This window comes from Streptomyces sp. NPDC043878, from assembly GCF_056435735.1.
Genome location: NZ_JBWKDW010000003.1, coordinates 277,711 through 299,641 on the forward strand (window position 1 = coordinate 277,711; position 21,931 = coordinate 299,641).

A 21,931-nucleotide genomic window follows, 5' to 3' on the forward strand; every position below is an offset into this window, starting at 1 on the left:
CGGGATGTTGGTTTTCCCCGGCCGACAGTGACGTGTCCGTGCGCATAAGGGGGGCTACCAGAGGTCCAGTTCTCCGGCGCCCCCCTCCATGCTTCACTCAGACAGACTCGATTCAGTGGAACGTGCGAACTTTCCACGCTCGAACATTTCGATCATGGATTCGAGCATATCGAATGCGCCAGGTCCGTCCGGAGTGGAGTAGGTCACCGGTATGCCTTCCACGAGGGGAGAGCACTTGTCCTGGCAGGGGCTGCGTTCGCTGTAGAGCTCCGAGATCTGGTTCTTGGTGAATCCCTTTTGTTCCAGTTTTTGCACAATCAGTTCCTCGGAGTGAAGCCCCAGCGGGATATTCGCGGCGACGACGAAGTCATCCTTCGCGCCGGTGGCCGCAGCCCATCCCGGAACCCTCGCGACCGCGATGTTCCGTCCGTACTTGTACCTGAGTCCGCTGGCTATCCGGAACTTGTAGGCAACAGCGGCCAGTTCCGAACCAGCGTACGGAATCATGTTCGCGCACGCGCCGCCTGCCGAGAGCGCGAATGCAGCCTTGCTGCGCTTCGTGCATGTCTCGTACAGCTGCTGGAGGGCCTTGGCGCCGATTCCTTCTTTTGCCAGCGGAGACAGACCGTCCAGGCTGCGTAGTGCCTTGAAGGCGTCTTCGAAGCCGATGCCTGTCCTGGCGGCGGCGTCGAGTGCCTTGAGGGCGCGTGAGATCGGGGCGAGCAGGCCTTCGAGTGGAACGTATGTGGCCAGGCTCCAGGCGCAGGCCGTCTTGTCGCCGTGCCAGCAGTCCATCAGGTCTTCGGCGAAGAAGGAGAACAGGATCGATCCGGGCACATCGCCGAAGAGGCTCTGCCATCCGGCGCGGACGATGTCCTTGCCGGAGAACGTGTGCGTCCAGCCTTCGATCTTGACGTTCTTCAGCGTCGACCGCTGGAGGAACTCCCACGCCGACTTCGGGCACCCGTCGGCCGTGGCCTGGGCCTGCTCGTCGGTGCACAGGTAGAAGTCGGCCTCGTAGGTGACGACCAGGTCGTACTTCGCGTTGCAGCCCTGGAAGGCCGCTTCCGGCATTCCCGGGCAGGTGCCGATCTGCTTGCTGCTGACGATCTCGACGGTGGACTCGTCCGGAACGGCGAACACACCGGGAATGCCTGTACCGACCCCTTCGGATGCCCCCTTGTTGGCTTCCTCCCGTTCGGTGCGGTCGGCCGCCTCCTGGGCCTCCTTCGCGTACTTGGCGGCGTCCTTCGCCGCCTCCTCCGCCTCGGTGGCCGCCGCGTCCGCGCGGTCGGCTGCCGCTCGGGCGTCCTTCGCGGACTGTTCGGCCTCGCTCGCCGCCGCGCGGGCCGCGTCGGCGTCCAGGGCTGCCTGGTCGGCCGAGGAGCGGGCGTCCGCCGCGTAGCCCTCGGCTCGGCCGGCCGCCTTGTCGGCGGCTGCCGCGTCCTCCGTGGCCTGGCGGTCGTACTCCTTCGTGCGGGCCAGTGACGCGGACGCCTTTGAGGCGGCCTCCGCCGCGTCGGCCGCGTAGCCGAGGGCCTCCTTGGCGTAGCCGCGGGCGTCGGCCGCGTAGCCGGCGGCGTTGGCCGCGTGCTGGTACGCCTCCTTCGCGTCGCCCACCGCCTGGTCGGCGAGGGCCTTGGCGGCGGCGGCCTCCTCCTGCGCGTTCTTGGCGTGCGCGTCGGCGACGGCCTTCTGCTGGTCGGCGATCGTCTTCGACGCCTGCCCGGTCAGCACGACCAGGCCGGCGGCCGAGTCCGTGTCGACGTAGGGGGAGCCGAGCTGGATCGCGTCGTTGGCCGGCTTGGCGACCTGTTCGGCGGAGTTGGCGGCGTCCACGGCCGCCTGCGCGGTGACGTGGGCGAAGCCCGCGGCCTTCGCCGCGGCGGCCAGGGCGTTGCCGGCCTCCTTGTTCGCCGCGTCCGCGTCGGCCATGGCGGTCTTGGCGAGTGCCTCCGCCTCGTCGGCGAGCTTGACGGCCGTCTTGGCCTCGTCCGCGGCGTGTGCCGCGGCCTTGATGGCGTCCGCGGTGGCGCTGGTCGCGGTCTTCACCGCGGCGTCGGCCTTCAGCTTCGCGGCCTGGGCGGCGTCCGCGTCGGAGCGCGCCCGCTTCGCCGCGGCTTCGGCGCGGGTGGCCGCCGCGTCCGCCTCGGCCGCGGCCTCGGTCGCCGCGTCGGCCTCGTCGCGGGCACGGTCGGCTGCCGCCTCGGCGTCGTCCGCGTGCTGGTCCGCCTCGTTGGCGGCGGCGCGGGCGGCGTCCGCCGCGTCACCGGAGTCCAGGGAGTCGGCGTAGGCGTCCTTGGCGTCCGCCTTGGCGCGGGCGGCGTCGGCCTTCTGCTCGGCGTCCCACGCGTCGTCCCGCTTGTCCTTGGCGTTGTCGCGTGCCGTGACCGCGTCGTCCCGCCTGCTCTCGGCGGTCTTCTCGGAGGCTTCGGCCTTGTCCTTGGCGTCCTTCGCCTTGGCGGCTTCGGCCTGGGCGTTCTGCTTGTGTTCGTTGGCCTCGGCCTGCTTGGCCGCGGCGGTCTCCTTCTCGGCCTTGGCTGTTGCCTCCTCGGCCTCGGCCGCGAGCCGCTTGGCGTGTGCGTCGGCGGCGGCCGACTTCGCGTCGCCCTCGGCCTTCAGCGCCACGGCGAGCTTGGCCTCCGCGGTCTCCTTGTCCTTCTTCGCGTTGTCGCGGTGGACCTTAGCCGCGTCGGCCGCTGCCTTGGCCTGCAACTCGGCCGTCTCGGCGGCCTTCTTGCGGAACTCGGCCTTCGCCTGTGCGGCCTGCGCGAGCGCGCGCTGCGAGATCGTCTCGCTGTCGGCGGCCGCGGCGCGGGTGGCGGCCTCGGCGGTCTCGCCGGCCTTCACCATCGCCGTCAGCGCCGCCACCGACCCCTTGGTGACCTGTGCCTTCTGCTGGCCGACCAGCAGGCCACGGCCGCGGGGGGCGCCGTTGGCGTCCGCGATGCCGTACGCGGCCTGCTCGGCGGTGTCCGACGCGGTGGCGGCCTTCTGCGCGGCGGTGAGCTGGGCCTTGAGGGCGGTGAGCTGGCTCTTCGCCGCCGCCTGGGCGCTCGCGACACCGGCCTTGGCCTTGGTGAACTGGGCCGCCGGCGGAACCGTACCGGTGTGGCCGGACGGCTTGATGGTGAGCTTCTGCGGGGTGCCGCCGGAGCACGTCCACAGCCTGGAGTCCTGGCCGTTGTCGTACGTCTTCAGATCCAGGCACTTGCCGGTGCCCATGTTCTCCAGGGGCGTGGCGGCCCGGACGTTGTACTCCCAGGTCTGCGCCGGTGAGCTGGCGCACGTCAAGAGCTGGATCTTCGTGCCGTTCGCCGCGTTGTTGTTCGCGACGTCGAGGCACTTGAGGGACTTGACGTTCCGCAGGTGCAGGCCCTTGTCGTCGCCCTCGACCTGCCACTGCTGCCCGGCGGAGCCGTTGCAGGTGTAGATCTGTACCGCGGTGCCGTTGGCGGTACCGCCGCCCGCGGCGTCGAGGCACAGGCCCTTCTTGCCCGCGGCCTCAATGGTCGTCGGGGCGTCACCAATGTAGCCGACGCCGCCCGCCGACCAGTAGTCCTGCCAACGAGCCAGGTGGTCGGCGACCCAGGAGTGGCCGAGCAGATCGCCCAGGGTCTTCGCGCCGGTCGCGAGGGCCTTGGTGGCGTCCTTGTTGGCGTTGAGGATCTGGTCGCGCTGGACGGCCTGGGAGCTGATCTCCTGCTGCCACTCGGCCGCGGCGGTGGCCGTGACATCGGTCAGGGCGTTGTCCGGGTCGAGCGGGTCACGCCAGCCGCAGGCCGCGAAGCGGGACTTCAAGTCCTCGACCGCGATGCGGTACTCGGGGCCGGTCTGCTGCGGGGCGCTTCGGGGGAAGCCGCCGGAGGCCAGGAAAATTCGCGCGTCGTCGGCACCAGCCGGGTCGGTCGACTCCCCGTTCAGCCACCGGAACGCGTCCCGCTCAGCGAGGGCGCGGTTCCATTCGTCGCTCGGCAGGCCCGGGTCCGGGTTCTTGTCGTACAGGGGTGTGCCGAGGTCGCTGACGGCCTTGCGCGTGGTCGCGTCAGCGACGGGGGTGGGGTCCTTGTAGAAGGCCTCCTCGTCCTGCCAGAAGCGGTCGGATATCCACTGGGACAGGCCGGTCTGGCCGTAGAAGCTCGGCTTGCCGTCGCTGCCGTCGGGCGGCCACAGGAAACCGGTGACGGTGAAGCCTGCGGGGTTGGTCAGCCCCTCCAGGGGCTTCTTCCAGCCGTCGCGGAGCGCGAAGAGCGCGTCCCCCTCCCTGTCGGCGGTGTCACGGTCGCTCTTGTACGCCGTGGCGAGCGGAGTGTCCTGCCAGCGCTGACGGTCGGCGAGTGCGTGGAGCTTGTCGGCGGGCTGGTCGAGCGCGCTCTGCGCGGTGGCGGACATGGCGGGGCCGCCAAGGCGCAGAACGTCCGTCATCAGGCACTGGTCCTGGCGGAGTTGCTCGGCAGCGGTGTCGTCGTACCAGGGGCGGCTGTCGCTTGCCGGGACGGCGTCCGGTCGTGCGTATCGGCCGATGAGGTCCGGACTGGTGGCGATGCCCGCCACGAGCGCGGCGGCGAGGACGACGGGTGTGACGACCCGCACCGACCGGCCTGATCTCCTCGGCGGTGGTCCGAGTCTGGAAACCCACGGTGGTCTGGGACGCAAGTGCGCTCCTTCATCGAGGGGAAGGAGGCCGCGATGCGCCGGTGGAGGACTCGCGGATGACATGCATGGCGGCATGCCGATACGCCCCCCCGTGGCGTGGCGACACTGTTCCCCCGGTCGCAACTGGTGGTTCGCGTGACCGGGTTGGTCGTGCCCGAACGCGCGTGCGGTCACTGTAGTCGTGAGTTGTCTGTGGGGGTCAAGTGCTTTGGCTGTGCGCGAGGTGTCACGCGTCGGTGGTCCTGACCGCTGGGGATTTCCGAATTCGGGCAGGGAGTGCCGGGTTTCGACGGGTGGTGGCGCTTAGGCTGCCGCTCATGTGCGGAATCGTGGGATACGTGGGGTCGCAGTCGGCGCTCGAGGTCGTGATGGCCGGGCTGAAGCGGCTGGAGTACCGGGGGTACGACTCGGCGGGCGTCGCCGTGCCCGCCGACGGGGGGCTCGCCGCCGCCAAGAAGGCCGGGAAGCTGGTCAACCTGGAGAAGGAGCTGGTCGACCGGCCGCTGCCGGCGGGGACGACGGGCATCGGGCACACCCGGTGGGCGACCCACGGTGGCCCCACGGACGCCAACGCCCACCCCCACCTCGACAACGCGGGGCGCGTCGCCGTCGTGCACAACGGCATCATCGAGAACTTCGCCGCCCTGCGCGCCGAGTTGGCCGAGCGCGGGCACGAACTGTCCTCCGAGACCGACACCGAGGTCGTCGCGCACCTGCTCGCCGAGGAGTTCTCCTCCTGCGCCGACCTCGCGGAGGCCATGCGGCTGGTCTGCCGGCGGCTGGACGGCGCGTTCACGCTGGTCGCGGTGCACGCCGACGAACCCGACGTGGTCGTGGGCGCCCGGCGCAACTCGCCCCTGGTGGTGGGCGTCGGTGACGGCGAGGCCTTCCTCGCCTCGGACGTCGCCGCGTTCATCGCCCACACCCGCTCGGCGATCGAACTCGGTCAGGACCAGGTCGTGGAGCTACGGCGGGACGGCGTCACCGTGACCGGCTTCGACGGGCGTCCGGCCGACGTCCGGTCGTACCACGTCGACTGGGACGCCTCGGCCGCCGAGAAGGGGGGCTACGACTACTTCATGCTCAAGGAGATCGCCGAGCAGCCCAAGGCGGTCGCCGACACCCTGCTCGGCCGTATCGATGCCGCCGGCTCCCTCACCCTGGACGAGGTGCGGATCAGCGCCGCCGAACTCCGCGAGCTGGACAAGGTCGTCATCGTCGCCTGCGGTACGGCCTTCCACGCCGGGATGATCGCCAAGTACGCCATCGAACACTGGACCCGCATCCCGTGCGAGGTGGAACTGGCCAGCGAGTTCCGCTACCGCGACCCCATCCTCGACCAGCAGAGCCTGGTGATCGCCATCTCCCAGTCCGGCGAGACCATGGACACCCTGATGGCGCTGCGGCACGCCCGCGAGCAGGGCTCCAGGGTCCTCGCCATCTGCAACACCAACGGCTCCACCATCCCCCGCGAGTCGGACGCCGTGCTCTACACCCACGCCGGACCCGAGGTCGCCGTCGCCTCCACCAAGGCGTTCCTGACCCAGCTCGTCGCCTGCTACCTCGTGGCCCTGTACCTCGGCCAGGTCCGCGGCACCAAGTGGGGCGACGAGATCGGCGCCGTCATCCGCGACCTGTCCCATATCTCCGGCGAGGTCGACCGCGTCCTGGAGACCATGGAGCCGGTCCGCGCCCTGGCGCGCTCGCTCGCCGACAAGAACACCGTGCTCTTCCTCGGCCGGCACGTGGGCTACCCGGTCGCCCTCGAAGGCGCCCTCAAGCTCAAGGAACTCGCCTACATGCACGCCGAGGGCTTCGCGGCGGGCGAACTCAAGCACGGGCCGATCGCCCTCATCGAGGACGACCTACCGGTGGTCGTCGTGGTCCCGTCGCCGCGCGGCCGGTCCGTCCTCCACGACAAGATCGTCTCCAACATCCAGGAGATCCGCGCCCGCGGCGCGCGCACCATCGTCATCGCGGAGGAGGGCGACGAGGCGGTCGTGCCGTACGCCGACCATCTGATCCGCATCCCCGCGACCCCGACTCTGCTGCAACCACTGGTCGCAACGGTCCCGTTGCAGGTCTTCGCCTGCGAACTGGCCACGGCCCGGGGCAACGAGGTGGATCAGCCGCGCAACCTGGCGAAGTCGGTGACGGTGGAGTAGTACTTCACGCCGTCGAGGAAGGCGGAGAAGGCTCCGGCCGGGAAGTCGAGGGTCGCTCGGGTCGGGGCCTTGGTATCACGGATCAGTATGTGGGTGGTGTGGGCCGCGATTTCCAGACAGTTGTTGCCGTCGCCGCCGCCGGAGTAGGACGACTTGCGCCAGTTGTAGTGAGTGGTCACGAGTTGCCTCACAGCTCTTTGGCCAGTCTGTGGATGAATCACGCGATCGTTCCGCGGCAACGAGGTCGATCAGCCGCGCGACCTGGCGAAGTCGGTGACGGTGGAGTAGCCCTTCACGCCGTCGAGGAAGGCGGAGAAGGCTCCAGCCGGGAAGTCGAGGATGGCTCTGGCCGGGGCCTTGGAGTCACGGACGGATATGTGGGTGTGGCGGTGTGCGACCTCCACGCAGGCGTCGCCCTGACCGCCGCCGGAGTGCGACGACTTGCGCCAGATTTGGGGGGCGGTCACGGTAGGTATCACTGCTCCTTGGCCAGCCCGTGGATGAAGTCACGCGAATGTTTCGCGGCAACGAGCTCGATCAATCGCGCAACCTGGCGAAGTCGGTGACGGTGGAGTAGTACTTCACGCCGTCGAGGAAGGCGGAGAAGGCTCCGGCCGGGAAGTCGAGGGTCGCTCGGGTCGGGGCCTTCGTGTCGCGTACGGCGACACAAGTCGGCGAGGCCGCGATCTCCACGCAGTCATTGCCGTCGCCGCCGTCGGAGTAGGACGACTTCCGCCAGTTGTCGTGGGTGGTCACGAGTTGCCTCACAGCTCTTTGGTCAGTCTGTGGATGAAGTCACGCGATCGTTCCGGTGCAAGTGACGCAGCCTCCACTTTACGGAAGCGTGTTCGGTAGGTGGCTAGTTGAGCTTCGGAATCGACGAAGGCCGCGCCATGGGGAGCGTCGCGGACCACGGTGTCCAGCTTGGGTAGGGAGCCACCCACGTAGGTCATCGCGCTGCCGCCCCAGGAGAAGCCGTCCAGGTCGAAGGGAATGACACGCACGGTGATGTGATTCGCTTCGGACAGTTCCAGGATGCGGGTGAGCTGGGATCGTGATGTGGCATGGTCGCTGACCCGGATGCGGAGGGCCGCTTCGTGGATCACCACCTTGAAGGGGATGGGGTCAGGCCCGTCGATGATCGCGTGGCGCGCGAGGCGGTGCTGGACGCGCAAGTCGATCTCGGTCGCAGTGAGTTCGGGAATCCTGTTGGAGAACACAGCGCGGGCGTAGTCGGCGGTCTGGAGCAGGCCCGGCACGAACACGATGGCCACGTTGTACTGGAACCGGGCGTGGTGGTCCAGTTCGGACAGATCCAGGAAAGGTGTGGGAAGAGACCCTCGATACTGCTCCCACCAGCCGCGTGTCCGATCTGAGGCCACCGCGATCAGTGCCTCGATGAACTCGTTGTCGGTGCAGGCGTAATGGGAGGCGAGACGGCGCAGCCGCTCCTCGCTCACTCCGGTGAGTCCGGATTCGATGTGGCTGATCTGGACGCGGCCCGTCCCGAGCAGTGCGGCCGCCTCCTGGCCGGTGAGCCCGGCCGCCTCCCGGAGCCGGCGCAGCTCGATCCCCAGGCGCAGCTGACGCGCCGTTGGTTCGCGCCTCAGGACCATCGATCGCTCCTCGCCTCAACACGCCGGTCGTCGTGACTCGTTCGAGGGTGAGATTACGGGATCGGCTTGCTCGGGATGACAGGTTAGTCCTACCGTCAGTGACGTGACGCACACCCTGCGACACCCCGGGGTACCGGAAGCGCACCACTCCGTCCTGCCATGACGGCTGCGGCAATGCCACCGCCCGTACGTCCGCACCATCCCCCCACCGCAACGGAGTTGACGCATGCCCGAACGTGAGCCCTGGGAGTACTCCCTGTACATCCCGAACGATCCGCGCGCCGTCACCGTCAGTCGCCGCACCCTCCGTCTGATCCTCACCATGCACGGGTTGATCCGGCTGGTCGACGTCGCCGAGCTGCTGGCGGCCGAGCTGGTCTCCAACGCCGTACGGCACACCAAGGGGCCGGCCGCTCTGCGGGTGCGCTGGTCGGCGGGGGTGCTGCGGATCGGGGCGTGGGACGCGGACCCCGAGCCGCCCGTACCGCTGGAGGGGACCGTCGACGCGGAGGGCGGGCGGGGGCTGGCGCTGGTGCGGGCCTGCGCGGACGTCTGGGGCTGGCAGCCACTCGCGAGGGAAGGAAACCGGGGCAAATACGGCTGGTGCGAACTGGCGGCTGCTTAGCTCCGGCCCAGCCGGCGAGCATTTCCGCATTCCCTCGACTCTCGTGGAGAAACAGTGAATCCCGGAGGCGTGTTCGTTCGAGGTGGGGGCATCCGGTGTTCTGGAGGTTGATAAACATGGTTCCCCTGCTTCTGGTTCTTCTGCTGGCTCTTGTTCTTTTCGGTGCGGGATTCGCACTGAAGGCGCTGTGGTGGATAGCGGTCATCGTGCTCGTGGTGTGGGTGCTGGGCTTCGTCGTCCGCCCGGCGGGAGGTGGCGGCCGTCGAGGCCGCTGGTACCGCTGGTAGGCGCGTACACCGATGTGTGAGTGGGGCCCCGGTGGAGACCGGGGCCCCACTCGTGCGTGAACCGGGGCCCCACTCAGGCGTGAAAGCCGTGAAAAGCGCGCCGCGCAGGCCGCCCCGCATAAAGTGCTCGGCATGAGCATCATCGGGGTCGGTATCGACGTGGCCGAGATCGAGCGGTTCGCGGCGTCGCTGGAACGGACGCCCGGACTGGCCCAACGCCTGTTCCGGGAGAACGAATTGCTGCTGCCCGGCGGAGAACGCCGTGGCGTCGCCTCGCTCGCCGCCCGCTTCGCCGCGAAGGAGGCCGTCGCCAAGGCCCTCGGCGCACCGGCGGGCCTGCACTGGACGGACGCGGAGGTCTACGTCGAGGACTCCGGCCGCCCGCGGCTGCGCGTGCGGGGCACGGTGGCCGCCCGGGCCGCCGAACTGGGCGTCACCTCCTGGCACCTGTCACTGAGTCATGACGCCGGGGTGGCGTCGGCGGTGGTCGTCGCGGAGGGGTGACATCACGGTCACCCGCGGCGCCCCCGCCACGGTGGACCCGGGTTCCGGCGGCGATCTGACGTGCTCACCCGGCGCATCCGGGGCAGACTCGGTCGCATGCGTACCGCATTCAGCGTGGAGACGGTCCGAACAGCCGAACGCGACCTCATGGCGCGGCTGCCCGAAGGCGCCCTCATGCAACGGGCCGCGGCCGGGCTCGCCGCCGCGAGCGCGGACCTGCTCGGCCGGGTCTACGGCGCCCGGGTCGTGCTCCTGGTCGGCAGCGGCGACAACGGCGGGGACGCCCTGTACGCGGGGGCCCGGCTGGCCCGGCGCGGCGCCGGCGTCACGGCCGTGCTGCTCGCGCCGGAGCGCACCCACGCCGGAGGTCTGGCCGCGCTGCGCCGGGCCGGCGGCAGCACGCTTCCTCATGGCGCCCCCGGACAACCGCCCGCACCGGCCACGCAGGCCGGCCACCGGGCCGAGGAACTGATCGCCGGGGCCGACCTCGTCCTCGACGGCATCGTCGGGATCGGCGGCAAGGGCGGACTGCGGCCGGACGCCGTTCCGCTGGCCGCCGCCGCCGAGCGCTCCCGGGCCGTTGTCGTCGCCGTGGACCTGCCGAGCGGGGTGGACGCCGACACCGGCGAGGTCCGCGGCACCGCCCTGCGGGCCGATGTGACCGTCACCTTCGGGGCGCACAAGCCGGGCCTGCTGATCGACCCCGCGCGCGAGTACGCCGGCGCGGTACGGCTCGTCGACATCGGGCTCGCCCTGCCCGCCGTACCGGAACTGGAGGCGCTGCAGCACGCGGACGTGGCCGCGCTGCTGCCGCTGCCCGGCGCCGGGAGCGACAAGTACCGGCGGGGGGTCGTCGGGATCGCCGCCGGATCGGCACGCTATCCGGGGGCGGCCGTGCTCGCCGTCTCGGGTGCCCTGCGCGGCGGGGCCGGGGCCGTACGGTACGTCGGGCCCGCCGCCGACGCGGTGATCGCCCGCTTCCCCGAGACTCTCGTCTCGGACCTGGGGCCGCGGAAGGCGGGGCGGGTGCAGGCCTGGGTCGTCGGGCCGGGGGCCGGCGACGACGCGGCGACCGTCGCGGAGGTCCTGGCGTCCGACGTGCCGGTGCTGATCGACGCGGACGGACTGCGGCTCGCCGACCCGGACGCCGTACGGGCGCGGACGGCCCCGACCCTGATGACCCCGCACGCGGGGGAGGCCGCCGCCCTGCTCGGCGTCCGGCGGGAGGAGGTCGAGGCGGCGCGGCTGACCTCGGCGCGGGAACTGGCCGGGCGCTACGGGGCGACCGTGCTGCTGAAGGGCTCGACGACCCTGGTGGCCGACTCCGACGGCGGAGCGGCGCGGGTGAACGCGACCGGGACGTCCTGGCTGGCCACGGCCGGCAGCGGGGACGTCCTGTCGGGCCTCGCCGGGTCGCTGCTCGCGGCCGGTCTCCCGGCGCTGGACGCGGGGAGCGCGGCCGCGTATCTGCACGGGCTGGCCGGGAGGTTCGCGTCGGACGGGGCGCCGGTGGGGGCGCACGACGTGGCGGCCGCGATTCCCCGCGCCTGGCGCGACGTACGCGACTGACCATGCGACCGGCCAGGCGACCGGCGGCTGACAGACCACGCGATCGGCCACGCGACTGACCATCCGACCGGCCAGGCGACCGGCGGCGTGACTGGCCATGCCGACCGGCCAGGCGACCGGCCGCGCGACGACCACGCGACCGGCCGCGCCACAGACCGCGACCCGCCAGGCGGCCTGAGCGTGCGGCCGACCCACGCGACTGGGCGGGGTGGGTCGTCAATAAGGGTGACCCCGCCGCGCGGCACCCCCCTCACCCCACGGCACCACGTTTTTCTGATCGCATGATCAGCAGACGTATCGCCTACCGGAGTGTCGCGGTGCTGCTAGCCGCGGTGAGCGCCTTCCCCGCCGGCGCCGCCGCCGCGGCGGACCCCGTACACACCGCCCCCGCCTCCGCCTCCGCCTCCGCCGCGGCCGACCCCGCGCGTCCCACCGACGCATCCGCCGTCACCGATCCCGTGCCGCCCGCCGCCGGGCCGGAGGCCGAGTTGGGGCCCGGGGTGCCGCCGGGGCCGTACCAGCCCTGGCAGACCGACACCCCCGACCAGGTGCTGCCGCCGAGGGTGTACGTGCCGACCGCCGAGGAGGACGCCGTCGAACCACGGGCGGCGGCCGAGGGGACGTACGCGCTCGTCGAGTACGTACCGCTCGGCGACACCGCCGCCAAGGTGACCTGCAGCAGGCGCACCGGCCCCTACCAGCGGGCCGTGGAGCGGTGGTTGAGGCTCAAGGTGGACGGGAAGCAGTCGGCCGCCGACTGCCGGGCCGTCGCCGCGTTCCAGCGGCAGCAGCACATCAAGCCGGCCATCGGCTTCGCCGGACCCGTCACCTGGGCGCGGATGCAGCTGCTGTCCGCCCGCAAGAACCCCAACAAGGCGAAGAAGTGCCCGGTGCGCTCGTACCGGGTGACCTGCGTCGACCTCGACCGGCAGGTGACCTGGGTGCAGAAGGGCACGAAGGTCCTCCTCGGCCCGCTGCCGATGCGCAGCGGACGGGCGGGGCACCGGACGCGCACCGGATGGCACACGATCTACTGGCGGCACAAGAACCACTGGTCGACGCTGTACAACAACCCCATGCCGTATGCCCAGTTCTTCGACGGCGGAGAGGCCTTCCACGCCGTCTACGGCAGCATCTACACGACCGTCGGCTCCATGGGCTGCGTCAACCTGACCCTCACCGACGCCCGCAGGCTGTGGGACGCCCTCAAGAAGGGCGACCGCGTGTACGTGTGGGGACACCGACCCGGCTCCTAGCTCACTGTCCGGCCCCCGGTGCCCGGCCCGGACCCTGGTGCCCCCGGCCCGAACCCTGGTGCCCGCCCGCCCTCCGCGTGCTGTCCGCCCCCTCTGAGACACTGGGGACGCCATGAGTGAGACAGCAACCGCGCCGACCGCGCCCCTGCGGGCCCGCGCCGAGATCGACCTGGACGCCCTGCGCGCCAACGTGCGGGCCCTGCGCGCCCTGGCGCCGGGTGCCGCCCTGATGGCCGTGGTCAAGTCCGACGCCTACGGCCACGGGGCGCTGCCGTGTGCCCGCGCGGCCGTCGAGGCGGGCGCGTCCTGGCTCGGCACGGCCACGCCCGAGGAAGCCCTCGCCCTGCGCGCCGGCGCCGGGCTGCCCGCCGAGGTGCGGATCATGTGCTGGCTGTGGACGCCGGGCGGCCCCTGGCGGCAGGCGATCGAGGCCGACCTCGACGTGTCGGTCAGCGCCCTGTGGGCCCTGCGGGAGGTCACGGAGGCCGCCCGGCGGGCGGGCCGGCCCGCCCGCGTCCACCTCAAGGCCGACACCGGGCTCGGGCGCGGCGGCTGCCGGCCCGGCGCCGACTGGACCGAGCTGGTCGGCGAGTCCCTGCGTGCCGAGGCCGAGGGGCTCGTCCGGATCACCGGACTGTGGTCCCACTTCGCCTGCGCCGACGAGCCCGGCCACCCCTCCGTCGCCGCCCAGCTCGCCCTCTTCCGCGAGATGGTGTCGTACGCGGAACAGCGGGGCGCGCGCCCCGAGGTGCGGCACCTCGCCAACTCGCCGGCCACGCTCACCCTGCCCGAGTCCCACTTCGACCTCGTGCGGACCGGCATCGCGCTCTACGGCATCTCGCCCAGCCCCGAGGTCGGCACCCCGGCCGACCTCGGACTGCGCCCGGTGATGACGCTGTCGGCCTCCCTCGCCCTGGTCAAGCACGTGCCCGGCGGCCACGGCGTCAGCTACGGACACCACTACGTCACCCCCGGCGAGACCACCCTCGGCCTGGTCCCCGTCGGCTACGCGGACGGCATCCCGAGGCACGCCTCGGGGACCGGCCCGGTGCTGGTCGGCGGCAAGTGGCGCACGGTCGCCGGGCGGGTCGCGATGGACCAGTTCGTCGTCGACCTGGGAGGGGACGAGCCCGCGGCCGGCGCGGAGGCCGTCCTGTTCGGACCCGGAGACCGCGGCGAGCCCACCGTCGAGGACTGGGCGCAGGCGGCGGGCACGATCGGATACGAGATCGTCACGCGCATCGGAACGCGCGTCCCGCGCGTCTATGTGAACAAGGGATCAATTCCCGTGCATGGGGCATGAGTTCTCCCGCATGAGGAACAGATCGCACACGGCGGTCGATCCGCACAGCCGGCCGACCCGGCGAACCAGCAGACCGGCGAAGAGGAGCGGTACGTGAGCGAGAGCAGCGCGGAGGCCGTCCTGGCCGTCGCCTCCGCCACGGGGGCGGCCGGGAGCTGGCGCCGGGCCACGGGCCTCGCCGGTGCCGCGATAGGCGTGGTCGCCGCGGGCGCGGCCGCCGGCGTGGCCCTCGAACGGCTCACCGTCGGCCGCGGCATGCGCTCCCGGGCCCGGCTGGCCCTCGACTCGGCCGGGCCGTACGGCGCGCTGCGCGGCACCCCCGGCAAGGCGCGCGCCGACGACGGCACCGAGCTGTACTACGAGGTCGACGAGGTCGATCCCGAAGCCGTGCCCCCGCTGTCCCCGCGCCGCCGCCGGCTCTTCGGCCGCAAGGCGCCCGCCCCCGTCACGGTCGTCTTCAGCCACGGCTACTGCCTCAACCAGGACTCCTGGCACTTCCAGCGAGCCGCCCTGCGTGGGGTGGTGCGGACCGTGCACTGGGACCAGCGCAGCCACGGCAGGTCGGGGCGCGGGGTGGCCCAGACCCAGGACGACACGCCGGTCACCATCGACCAGCTGGGCCGCGACCTGAAGACCGTCCTGGACGCGGCGGTCCCCGAGGGCCCGGTCGTGCTGGTCGGACACTCCATGGGCGGCATGACGATCATGGCGCTGGCCGACCAGTACCCGGAGCTGATCCGCGACCGGGTCGTCGCCACCGCCCTCGTCGGTACGTCGTCCGGGCGGCTCGGCGAGGTCAACTTCGGGCTGCCCGTCGCCGGCGTCAACGCGGTACGGCGGGTGCTGCCCGGCGTGCTGAAGGCGCTCGGGCAGCAGGCCGCCCTCGTGGAGCGGGGGCGCCGGGCCACCGCCGACCTGTTCACCGGGATCATCAAGCGGTACTCGTTCGCCTCCCGGGACGTCGACCCGGCCGTCGCCCGGTTCGCCGAGCGGATGATCGAGGGCACCCCGATCGACGTCGTCGCGGAGTTCTACCCGGCCTTCACCGACCACGACAAGACCGCGTCGCTCACCCACTTCAAGGACGTGCCGGTGCTCGTCCTGGCCGGGATCGGCGACCTCGTCACGCCCAGCGAGCACAGCGAGGCCATCGCCGACCTGCTGCCGGACGCGGAACTCGTGCTGGTCCCGGACGCCGGGCACCTGGTGATGCTGGAACACCCCGAGGTGGTCACCGACCGGCTCGCCGACCTGCTCACCCGCGCGGGTGCCGTACCGGCAGGGGCTACCGTAAGTGGCTATGGAAGCACCAGCAGCACCGCACGGCCCGGCTGACCCCACCGCTGCGGACATCACCGTCAACTCGCCCGAGGAAATGCGGGAGTTGGGCCGCAGACTGGCCAAGTCGCTGCGCGCCGGCGACCTGGTGATGCTCAGCGGGGAGCTCGGCGCCGGCAAGACGACGCTGACCCGCGGGCTCGGCGAGGGGCTCGGGGTCCGGGGCGCGGTCACCTCCCCGACCTTCGTGATCGCCCGCGTGCACCCCTCCCTCGGGGACGGTCCGCCCCTGGTCCACGTGGACGCGTACCGGCTGGGCGGGGGCCTCGACGAGATGGAGGACCTCGACCTCGACGTCTCGCTGTCCGACTCGGTGATCGTCGTGGAGTGGGGCGAGGGCAAGGTCGAGGAGCTGACCGAGAACCGGCTGCGGATCGACATCCACCGGGCCGTCGGCGACACCACCGACGAGGTCCGGCACGTGACCCTGACCGGCTCCGGGGACCGCTGGGCGGGGATCGACGCGGGCGTGCTGGGCGCGTGAAGGCGGTTCACGGGAGCGCGCTGGGCGCGTGAAGGCGGTTCACGGGAGCGCGTGACGGCGGTTCGCGCGGGCGTACCGGGCGCGTGACGCCGGTTCACGCGGGCCGGTTCGGCGAGTCGGGCGGGCGGGGCCCGCCCCTTGTGTCCGCGGGACCCGAGGTGCGGCCGGGCCGGCCGGGCGGCGGGGGCTTCCCCCCCGGGCGAACGTTCCGACATGACGTCGGCAAGATGTTGCGTTCGGCCTCTGGTGCGTGGTCACATGGTACCCAGCCACTAGTTAGGTCTGCCTAACTACGTCCGCTCACGGACCTTCAGGAGGCGCCCATGGCCATGGACCGAGACGTGCCCCGCGTGGTCTCCATGCGCGACCTGCTGGCGTCGTGCGCCGCGGCGGACCTCATCTCGACGCCGCCGCGCGCCCCCGAACCGCAGCCGACGGAACCCGCGGAGGACCACCGCGAGGCCGCGTGACGCTCCCCGCCCCCCCGGGGGGCGCTGACGCGCGCGTGCCCTCCCCGCGCCGCGGACGTGCTGCCGTCCCGTCGCCCTAACGGATGACGACGACCGCCGCGCCGATCGTCGCGAACCGCCACATCGCGTTCCCGTCCGCCCGGGACTCCCGGATGCCGCCCGTGCGGGTCGGCGCGTCCGCCGACGGCGCCGTGTCGTCCACGGCCGAGCTGAAGCCGATCGCGATGCCGTCGGCGACGGCGAAACGGACCACGTGTTCCACGGGCGTGCCGTCGGTGCCGGTGACCGCGCTGGAGCGGGAGGTGACCGCGTAGGCGCCCGGGACCGGGTCGACCGTGCCGGGCCTGACCCTGTAGGTGCGCCGGACCTTGTCACCCGCGCCGACCAGCCACACCCGGTCGTCGTCCAGCGAGTACACGACGCGTTCGCCGACGCCGGACGAGGTGGGCAGGGCGGCGGGGTGCCTGCGGTCCCGGGGGGCCTTCTTGGCGGCGGCCGAGGCGGAGGCGAGCGCGTGCGCCTTGCCCAGGTCGGACGGGACGTGGGCCGAGGCCTGGAAGGCGAGGAAACCGACCGACGCCAGGGCCCCCACGGTGAGCGAGGCCACGAATCCGGAGCTGCCTGCTGTCACCGTCGCCCACCTCTGCGGTCTCGTGCGTCGCGCACGCCGTCGTCTGCACCTCGGCGTCGTCGACGTCGTCAGCGTCGTCTGTGTTGTCTCGTGCGGCCGGTCGTCCGGTCGTCCGGCCGGTCGTTCCGTGCGTTCCGTGCTCGGGCACGTCACGCTCCGTGGCGACGGTAGCAGCAGACACGGGCCGGGCCCGGGCGGCCGTGCCGGGCCCCGCGTGGCCGTAGGCTGTTTGCGTGCTCTTGCTCGCTCTGGATACCGCCACCCCCGCAGTGACCGTCGCCCTGCACGACGGCACGGCCGTCATCGCCTCGTCGAGCCAGGTGGACGCGCGCCGGCACGGGGAACTGCTGCTGCCGTCCGTGGACCGCCTGCTCGCCGGAGCCGGGCTCCGGATCGACGCCGTCACCGCGGTCGTCGTCGGCGTCGGGCCCGGCCCCTACACCGGACTGCGGGTCGGCCTGATGACCGCGGACACCTTCGGGCTCGCGCTCGGCGTGCCGGTGCACGGCGTGTGCACGCTCGACGGGCTCGCCTACGCGGCCGGCGTCGAGTCGGGCCCCTTCGTCGTGGCGACCGACGCCCGCCGCAAGGAGGTCTACTGGGCGCGGTACGCCGACTCCCGCACCCGGCTGACCGACCCCGCCGTCGACCGGCCCGCCGACATCGCCGGCCAGGTGGCCGGACTGCCCGCCGTCGGCGCGGGCGCGCTGCTCTACCCGGACACCTTCCCGGACGCGCGCGAACCCGAGCACGTCTCCGCCGCCGCGCTGGCCGCCCTGGCCGCCGAGCGGCTGGCCGCGGGTGAGGAACTCCCGCCGCCCCGGCCGCTGTACCTGCGGCGCCCGGACGCCCAGGTCCCCAGGAACTACAAGGTGGTCACCCCCAAGTGACCGACACAGTGACTCCTCGGCTGCGTGAGATGCGCTGGTGGGACATCGACGCCGTGCTCCTCCTGGAGAAGGACCTCTTCCCCGTGGACGCCTGGTCGCGGGGGATGTTCTGGTCCGAGCTGGCGCACTCGCGGGGCGCCGAGGCGACGCGGCGGTACGTCGTCGCCGAGGACGCCGGCCGTGTCGTCGGCTACGCCGGACTGGCCGCCTCCGGGGACCTCGGCGACGTCCAGACGATCGCCGTCGCCCGCGAGCACTGGGGCACCGGTCTGGGCGGCCGGCTGCTCGCCGAACTCCTGCGGGCCGCGACCGCCTTCGAGTGCGCCGAGGTGATGCTCGAGTGCCGGATCGACAACACCCGCGCGCAGAAGCTGTACGAGCGGTTCGGCTTCGAGGCGATCGGGTTCCGGCGCGGCTACTACCAGCCGGGCAACATCGACGCCCTGGTGATGAAACTGACCACCGCACCCGGCAGCGGCCCCGCTGCGGGTCCCCCTTCCGGCAACGGCGTACAAGGAACCGAGATCCATGGCTGACGAACCCCTGGTCCTGGGGATCGAGACCTCCTGCGACGAGACCGGTGTCGGTGTCGTCCGCGGCACCACCCTGCTGGCCGACGCGATCGCCTCCAGCGTCGACGAGCACGCCCGCTTCGGCGGAGTGGTGCCGGAGGTCGCCTCCCGGGCGCATCTGGAGGCGATGGTGCCGACCATCGAGCGCGCGCTGAAGGAGGCGGGCGTCACGGCGCGGGACCTGGACGGCATCGCGGTCACCGCCGGTCCCGGTCTCGCGGGCGCGCTGCTGGTGGGCGTGTCCGCGGCGAAGACGTACGCCTACGCGCTCGGCAAGCCGCTGTACGGCGTCAACCACATCGCCTCCCACATCTGCGTCGACCAGCTGGAGCACGGCGCGCTGCCGGAGCCCACGATGGCGCTGCTGGTGTCCGGCGGGCACTCCTCGCTGCTGCTGTCCTCGGACATCACCTCCGACGTCCGGCCGCTGGGCGCGACCATCGACGACGCGGCCGGCGAGGCCTTCGACAAGATCGCGCGGGTGCTGAACCTCGGCTTCCCCGGCGGCCCCGTCATCGACCGGTACGCGAAGGAGGGCGACCCCTCCGCGATCACCTTCCCGCGCGGTCTGACCGGCCCGCGCGACCCGGCGTACGACTTCTCCTTCTCCGGTCTGAAGACGTCCGTGGCCCGCTGGATCGAGGCGCGGCGGGCGGCGGGGGAGGAGGTGCCGGTGCGTGACGTGGCGGCCTCCTTCCAGGAGGCGGTCGTGGACGTGCTGACCCGCAAGGCCGTACGGGCCTGCAAGGACGAGGGCGTCGACCACCTGATGATCGGCGGCGGGGTCGCGGCCAACTCCCGGCTGCGGGCGCTGGCCCAGGAACGCTGCGAGGCGGCGGGCATCCGGCTGCGGGTGCCCCGGCCGAAGCTGTGCACCGACAACGGGGCGATGGTGGCGGCGCTGGGCGCCGAGATGGTGGCGCGCAACCGGCCCGCGTCGGGCTGGGACCTGTCGGCGGACTCGTCGCTGCCGGTGACGGACCCGCACGTGCCGGGGCGGTCCCACGACCACGTGCACGAGAGCAGCGGGGAGAACCTCTACTCGTGACCGTCGCGCTGATGTGGGAGGCGCGGGCGGTCCCCGGGCGGGGCGAGGACCTGCTGGCGTGGACCCGCGCGCAGCGGCTGTCCCGGCAGCCCGTGCGCCGCGAGACCCTCCGGGCCCCGCAGGACCGCGTCCTGGTCATCACCTGGTGGGACACGGCCTACGACGCCGAGCTCCCCGAACTCCCCGAGCCGGACGGCGAGTTGGTCTCCCGTGCGGTGCACCGCTGGCGGTTCGAGTCGGCGGACACCGACGACTGACCACCGGCCCCCCGGCCCGGCGGGGGCGGCACTCCGGCAGGGCATCGCGGCGACGGCCGCCTGCGCCGGATCCGAAGGCCGCACCGGTCGGCGTGAGTTGACACACGCGGGCCGGGTCCGGTCAGGGCGCCGGTGAGACCTCCGCCTCGCATCGCAGGCGGCGGTCCCCACCGAGGGTTCGTACCGGGCCGGTGAGGGTGAGCCGGGACGTGTGCCGGACCTCCGCGCTGGACGGTCCCAACCGGAGCTCCAGCGCGCCCGGTTCGACCACCCGGCGGCCCGAGCGGTCGGTGAACGACGACAGGTCGGTGTGGAAGCGGAAGGTCACGCGCCGCGCCTCGCCCGGCGCCAGCTCCACCCGCCGGTAACCGACCAGCCGGACATCGGGGCGGGTCACGGTGGCCACCGGGTCGTGCAGATACAGCTGTACGACGTCCGCGCCCGCCCGGTCGCCGGTGTTGCGGACCGTGAGCGAGAGGTCGTACGAGCCGTCCGTGCCGATCTCCGCCGGGGTGCCCGCGAAGTCCTCCCAGGTGAACGCCGTGTAGGAGCGGCCGTGTCCGAAGGCGTACAGCGGGGTCGGGTCCAGGTTGCTGACCTCGCCCGCCAGGCCCAGCGGCGGCTGGAGGTAGGTCCACGGCTGGCCTCCGGGCTCCCTCGGGACGCTCACCGGCAGTCGGCCCGAGGGGTTCACCCGGCCCGCGAGGACGCCGGCGACCGCGGGGCCGCCCTCCTCGCCGGGAAAGAACGCCTGGACCACGGCCGCCAGCCGGCCGTCCCAGCGGCCCAGCGCGTACGGGCGGCCGGTGAGCAGGACCAGCACGACCGGCACCCCGGTCGCCGTCAGCGCGTCGAGCAACTCGGCCTGTACGCCCGGCAGTCGCAGGTCCGTCACGTCACAGCCCTCGCCGGAGGTGCCCCGGCCGAACAGGCCCGCGCGGTCGCCGAGGACCGCCACGCACACGTCCGCCTCGGCGGTCCGGGCCACTGCCTCGGCGAAGCCCGAGGTGTCCGGGGCGGAGGTGTCGCAGCCCTCGGCGAACGTCACCTTGGCGTCCGGGAGTTCGGTGCGCAGGGAGTCCAGCAGGTCCGGGATGTCGATGCCCGTGGGCACCCCGGGGTGCCGGGTGAGGACGTGGGAGGGGAAGGAGTAGCAGCCCAGCATGGCCAGGGCGTCGGCGGCCCGCGGGCCCACCACGGCGATCCGGGCGTCCGGGGCCAGCGGCAGCGCCCCGTCCGGGTTGTCGAGCAGCACGACCGACTGCTCGGCCAGCCGCCGGGCGAGGGCACGGTTGGCGGCCGAGTCGAGGTCGATCGGCCCGGCCGGTTCCGGGGTCCAGTCCTCGTCCAGCAGGCCCAGTTCGCACTTCTGCAGCAGGACCCGCCGGGCCGCCCGGTCGATCAGCTCCCGCGGGATGTCGCCGGCCCGTACCGCTTCGAGGAGCGGTGTGCCGTAGCACTTGAGCGTCGGCAGTTCCACGTCGATGCCCGCGGCCAGCGCCGCGTGCGCCGCCTCGGCCGGTGAGCCGGCCACCCGGTGCAGGGTCTCCAGGAAGCCGATCCCGAAGTAGTCGGCGACCACCGTGCCGGTGAACCCCCAGTCCTCGCGCAGGAGTTCGGTGAGCAGGCCGGGGTCGGCCGAGGCCGGGACGCCGTCCGTGTCGGTGTACGCGGCCATCACCGACCGCGCGCCGCCCTCGCGCAGCGCCATCTCGAACGGCGGGAGCGTCACGTCGGCGAACTCCCGGACGCCCGCCCGCACCGGAGCGAGGTTGCGGGCGCCCGCCGAGGAGGCGTACCCCGCGAAGTGCTTGAGCGTGGCGACGACCCCGGCGGACTCCAGGCCGCGCACGTAGGCGGCGCCGACCGTCCCGACCAGGTACGGGTCCTCCCCGATGGTCTCCTCGACCCGGCCCCAGCGCGGATCGCGGACGACGTCCAGGACGGGGGCGAGACCCTGGTGGACGCCGGCCGAGCGCAGGTCGTGGCCGATGTGCCGGCCCAGCTCCTCGACCAGCTCCGGGTCGAAGCCGGCGCCCCAGGCGAGCGGCACGGGGTACGCCGTGGCGCCCCAGGCGGTGAACCCGGCCAGGCACTCCTCGTGGGCGACGGCCGGGATGCCGAAGCGGCCGGCCGCGGTGATACGGCGCTGGGGGGGGGCCCGTGCCTTTGTGCCCCACGCCCGGGCCCCCCGGGGGGGGGCGGAAGAAAAGGGGGGATGGGCCAGGACGTGGGTGGGCCGCTCTTTCCCATCGTTAGC

20 protein-coding genes and 1 pseudogene are annotated in these 21,931 nt (G+C 72.5%); 14 read left to right on the forward strand and 7 right to left on the reverse strand.

What is annotated here, in order from left to right; translation table 11 throughout:
* Window positions 1-93 precede the first annotated feature (93 nt).
* Window positions 94-4,425 (reverse strand): RICIN domain-containing protein, encoded by a 4,332-nt coding sequence (locus AC07AZ_RS07085; protein ID WP_478844856.1) that lies wholly within the window; start codon window positions 4,423-4,425, stop codon window positions 94-96.
* A 548-nt stretch (window positions 4,426-4,973) separates the two neighbouring features.
* Between AC07AZ_RS07085 and glmS the strand changes: the two genes are divergently transcribed.
* Window positions 4,974-6,821 (forward strand): glutamine--fructose-6-phosphate transaminase (isomerizing), encoded by a 1,848-nt coding sequence (gene glmS, locus AC07AZ_RS07090; protein ID WP_478844605.1) that lies wholly within the window; start codon window positions 4,974-4,976, stop codon window positions 6,819-6,821.
* Here glmS and AC07AZ_RS07095 read toward each other — a convergent pair.
* The 4 genes from AC07AZ_RS07095 to AC07AZ_RS07110 all read right to left on the reverse strand — a co-directional run bounded on the left by AC07AZ_RS07095 (window position 6,782) and on the right by AC07AZ_RS07110 (window position 8,437).
* The gene (locus tag AC07AZ_RS07095) at window positions 6,782-7,000 is read right to left on the reverse strand and encodes a DUF397 domain-containing protein (protein WP_478844607.1); all 219 of its coding nucleotides are present in this window, start codon (window positions 6,998-7,000) and stop codon (window positions 6,782-6,784) included. The two genes, glmS and AC07AZ_RS07095, sit on opposite strands and share 40 nt — an antisense overlap.
* 69 nt (window positions 7,001-7,069) lie before the next feature.
* A complete protein-coding gene (locus AC07AZ_RS07100) occupies window positions 7,070-7,288 on the reverse strand; it encodes a DUF397 domain-containing protein (protein WP_478844609.1) in 219 nt (72 codons plus the stop codon).
* A gap of 70 nt (window positions 7,289-7,358) precedes the next feature.
* Entirely contained in the window at window positions 7,359-7,577 is a 219-nt protein-coding gene (locus AC07AZ_RS07105) for a DUF397 domain-containing protein (RefSeq protein WP_478844858.1), read from the reverse strand.
* Between the two features lie 8 nt (window positions 7,578-7,585).
* The gene (locus AC07AZ_RS07110) at window positions 7,586-8,437 is read right to left on the reverse strand and encodes a helix-turn-helix domain-containing protein (RefSeq protein WP_478844610.1); all 852 of its coding nucleotides are present in this window, start codon (window positions 8,435-8,437) and stop codon (window positions 7,586-7,588) included.
* A gap of 226 nt (window positions 8,438-8,663) precedes the next feature.
* Here AC07AZ_RS07110 and AC07AZ_RS07115 point away from each other — a divergent pair, with 226 nt between their 5' ends.
* The 9 genes from AC07AZ_RS07115 to AC07AZ_RS07155 all read left to right on the forward strand — a co-directional run bounded on the left by AC07AZ_RS07115 (window position 8,664) and on the right by AC07AZ_RS07155 (window position 16,273).
* Window positions 8,664-9,062 carry an ATP-binding protein gene (locus AC07AZ_RS07115; protein ID WP_478844612.1) on the forward strand — a complete coding sequence of 133 codons (399 nt, stop codon included), beginning with the start codon at window positions 8,664-8,666 and terminating at the stop codon, window positions 9,060-9,062.
* A 116-nt stretch (window positions 9,063-9,178) separates the two neighbouring features.
* The gene (locus tag AC07AZ_RS07120) at window positions 9,179-9,349 is read left to right on the forward strand and encodes a hydrophobic protein (RefSeq protein ID WP_478844614.1); all 171 of its coding nucleotides are present in this window, start codon (window positions 9,179-9,181) and stop codon (window positions 9,347-9,349) included.
* 132 nt (window positions 9,350-9,481) lie between these two features.
* Window positions 9,482-9,853 carry a holo-ACP synthase gene (locus AC07AZ_RS07125; RefSeq protein WP_356046986.1) on the forward strand — a complete coding sequence of 124 codons (372 nt, stop codon included), beginning with the start codon at window positions 9,482-9,484 and terminating at the stop codon, window positions 9,851-9,853.
* 96 nt (window positions 9,854-9,949) lie between these two features.
* Window positions 9,950-11,422, forward strand: a complete 1,473-nt coding sequence (locus AC07AZ_RS07130) for an NAD(P)H-hydrate dehydratase (RefSeq protein WP_478844616.1) — start codon at window positions 9,950-9,952, stop codon at window positions 11,420-11,422.
* Between the two features lie 281 nt (window positions 11,423-11,703).
* Window positions 11,704-12,678, forward strand: a complete 975-nt coding sequence (locus tag AC07AZ_RS07135; RefSeq protein ID WP_478844618.1) for a L,D-transpeptidase family protein — start codon at window positions 11,704-11,706, stop codon at window positions 12,676-12,678.
* Between the two features lie 112 nt (window positions 12,679-12,790).
* Window positions 12,791-13,981 (forward strand): alanine racemase, encoded by a 1,191-nt coding sequence (gene alr, locus AC07AZ_RS07140; RefSeq protein ID WP_478844620.1) that lies wholly within the window; start codon window positions 12,791-12,793, stop codon window positions 13,979-13,981.
* Window positions 13,982-14,074: 93 nt separating this feature from the next.
* Window positions 14,075-15,316: an alpha/beta fold hydrolase gene (locus tag AC07AZ_RS07145; protein WP_478844622.1), complete on the forward strand. Its 1,242-nt coding sequence runs from the start codon at window positions 14,075-14,077 to the stop codon at window positions 15,314-15,316.
* On the forward strand, window positions 15,282-15,803 hold the full coding sequence (gene tsaE, locus AC07AZ_RS07150; protein ID WP_478844624.1) for a tRNA (adenosine(37)-N6)-threonylcarbamoyltransferase complex ATPase subunit type 1 TsaE: 522 nt from the start codon (window positions 15,282-15,284) through the stop codon (window positions 15,801-15,803). The genes AC07AZ_RS07145 and tsaE overlap by 35 nt, the downstream gene beginning before the upstream one ends.
* 323 nt (window positions 15,804-16,126) lie before the next feature.
* A complete protein-coding gene (locus AC07AZ_RS07155; RefSeq protein ID WP_478844626.1) occupies window positions 16,127-16,273 on the forward strand; it encodes a hypothetical protein in 147 nt (48 codons plus the stop codon).
* Window positions 16,274-16,349: 76 nt separating this feature from the next.
* Here the strand turns inward: AC07AZ_RS07155 and AC07AZ_RS07160 are convergent, their stop codons facing one another.
* Entirely contained in the window at window positions 16,350-16,904 is a 555-nt protein-coding gene (locus AC07AZ_RS07160) for a hypothetical protein (protein WP_478844628.1), read from the reverse strand.
* Window positions 16,905-17,137: 233 nt separating this feature from the next.
* Here AC07AZ_RS07160 and tsaB point away from each other — a divergent pair, with 233 nt between their 5' ends.
* From tsaB to AC07AZ_RS07180, 4 genes are read left to right on the forward strand one after another with little or no spacing between them, the layout of a single operon-like run.
* Window positions 17,138-17,794, forward strand: coding sequence for a tRNA (adenosine(37)-N6)-threonylcarbamoyltransferase complex dimerization subunit type 1 TsaB (gene tsaB / locus AC07AZ_RS07165; RefSeq protein WP_478844630.1), 657 nt, complete (start codon window positions 17,138-17,140; stop codon window positions 17,792-17,794).
* Window positions 17,791-18,330: a ribosomal protein S18-alanine N-acetyltransferase gene (gene rimI, locus AC07AZ_RS07170; RefSeq protein ID WP_478844632.1), complete on the forward strand. Its 540-nt coding sequence runs from the start codon at window positions 17,791-17,793 to the stop codon at window positions 18,328-18,330. The genes tsaB and rimI overlap by 4 nt, the downstream gene beginning before the upstream one ends.
* Complete coding sequence (gene tsaD, locus AC07AZ_RS07175) at window positions 18,323-19,414, forward strand: tRNA (adenosine(37)-N6)-threonylcarbamoyltransferase complex transferase subunit TsaD (RefSeq protein WP_478844634.1); 1,092 nt, start codon at window positions 18,323-18,325, stop codon at window positions 19,412-19,414. The genes rimI and tsaD overlap by 8 nt, the downstream gene beginning before the upstream one ends.
* Entirely contained in the window at window positions 19,411-19,671 is a 261-nt protein-coding gene (locus AC07AZ_RS07180) for a hypothetical protein (protein ID WP_478844636.1), read from the forward strand. Before tsaD ends, AC07AZ_RS07180 begins: the two co-directional genes overlap by 4 nt.
* A gap of 121 nt (window positions 19,672-19,792) precedes the next feature.
* On the opposite strand, the pseudogene AC07AZ_RS07185 reads toward AC07AZ_RS07180, so the two are convergent.
* Window positions 19,793-21,858 (reverse strand): annotated as a pseudogene (locus tag AC07AZ_RS07185) (beta-xylosidase/alpha-l-arabinosidase); the annotation flags it as partial.
* Between the last annotated feature and the right edge of the window lie 73 nt (window positions 21,859-21,931).

Bases quoted from the DNA above. Each gene is read 5' to 3' on its own strand.
- AC07AZ_RS07085 (WP_478844856.1), bottom strand. From the start codon at position 4,425: ATGACGGACGTTCTGCGCCTTGGCGGCCCCGCCATGTCCGCCACCGCG.
- glmS (WP_478844605.1), top strand. From the start codon at position 4,974: ATGTGCGGAATCGTGGGATACGTGGGGTCGCAGTCGGCGCTCGAGGTC.
- AC07AZ_RS07110 (WP_478844610.1), bottom strand. From the start codon at position 8,437: ATGGTCCTGAGGCGCGAACCAACGGCGCGTCAGCTGCGCCTGGGGATC.
- AC07AZ_RS07115 (WP_478844612.1), top strand. From the start codon at position 8,664: ATGCCCGAACGTGAGCCCTGGGAGTACTCCCTGTACATCCCGAACGAT.
- AC07AZ_RS07120 (WP_478844614.1), top strand. From the start codon at position 9,179: ATGGTTCCCCTGCTTCTGGTTCTTCTGCTGGCTCTTGTTCTTTTCGGT.
- AC07AZ_RS07125 (WP_356046986.1), top strand. From the start codon at position 9,482: ATGAGCATCATCGGGGTCGGTATCGACGTGGCCGAGATCGAGCGGTTC.
- AC07AZ_RS07130 (WP_478844616.1), top strand. From the start codon at position 9,950: ATGCGTACCGCATTCAGCGTGGAGACGGTCCGAACAGCCGAACGCGAC.
- AC07AZ_RS07135 (WP_478844618.1), top strand. From the start codon at position 11,704: ATGATCAGCAGACGTATCGCCTACCGGAGTGTCGCGGTGCTGCTAGCC.
- alr (WP_478844620.1), top strand. From the start codon at position 12,791: ATGAGTGAGACAGCAACCGCGCCGACCGCGCCCCTGCGGGCCCGCGCC.
- tsaE (WP_478844624.1), top strand. From the start codon at position 15,282: ATGGAAGCACCAGCAGCACCGCACGGCCCGGCTGACCCCACCGCTGCG.
- AC07AZ_RS07155 (WP_478844626.1), top strand. From the start codon at position 16,127: ATGGCCATGGACCGAGACGTGCCCCGCGTGGTCTCCATGCGCGACCTG.
- tsaD (WP_478844634.1), top strand. From the start codon at position 18,323: ATGGCTGACGAACCCCTGGTCCTGGGGATCGAGACCTCCTGCGACGAG.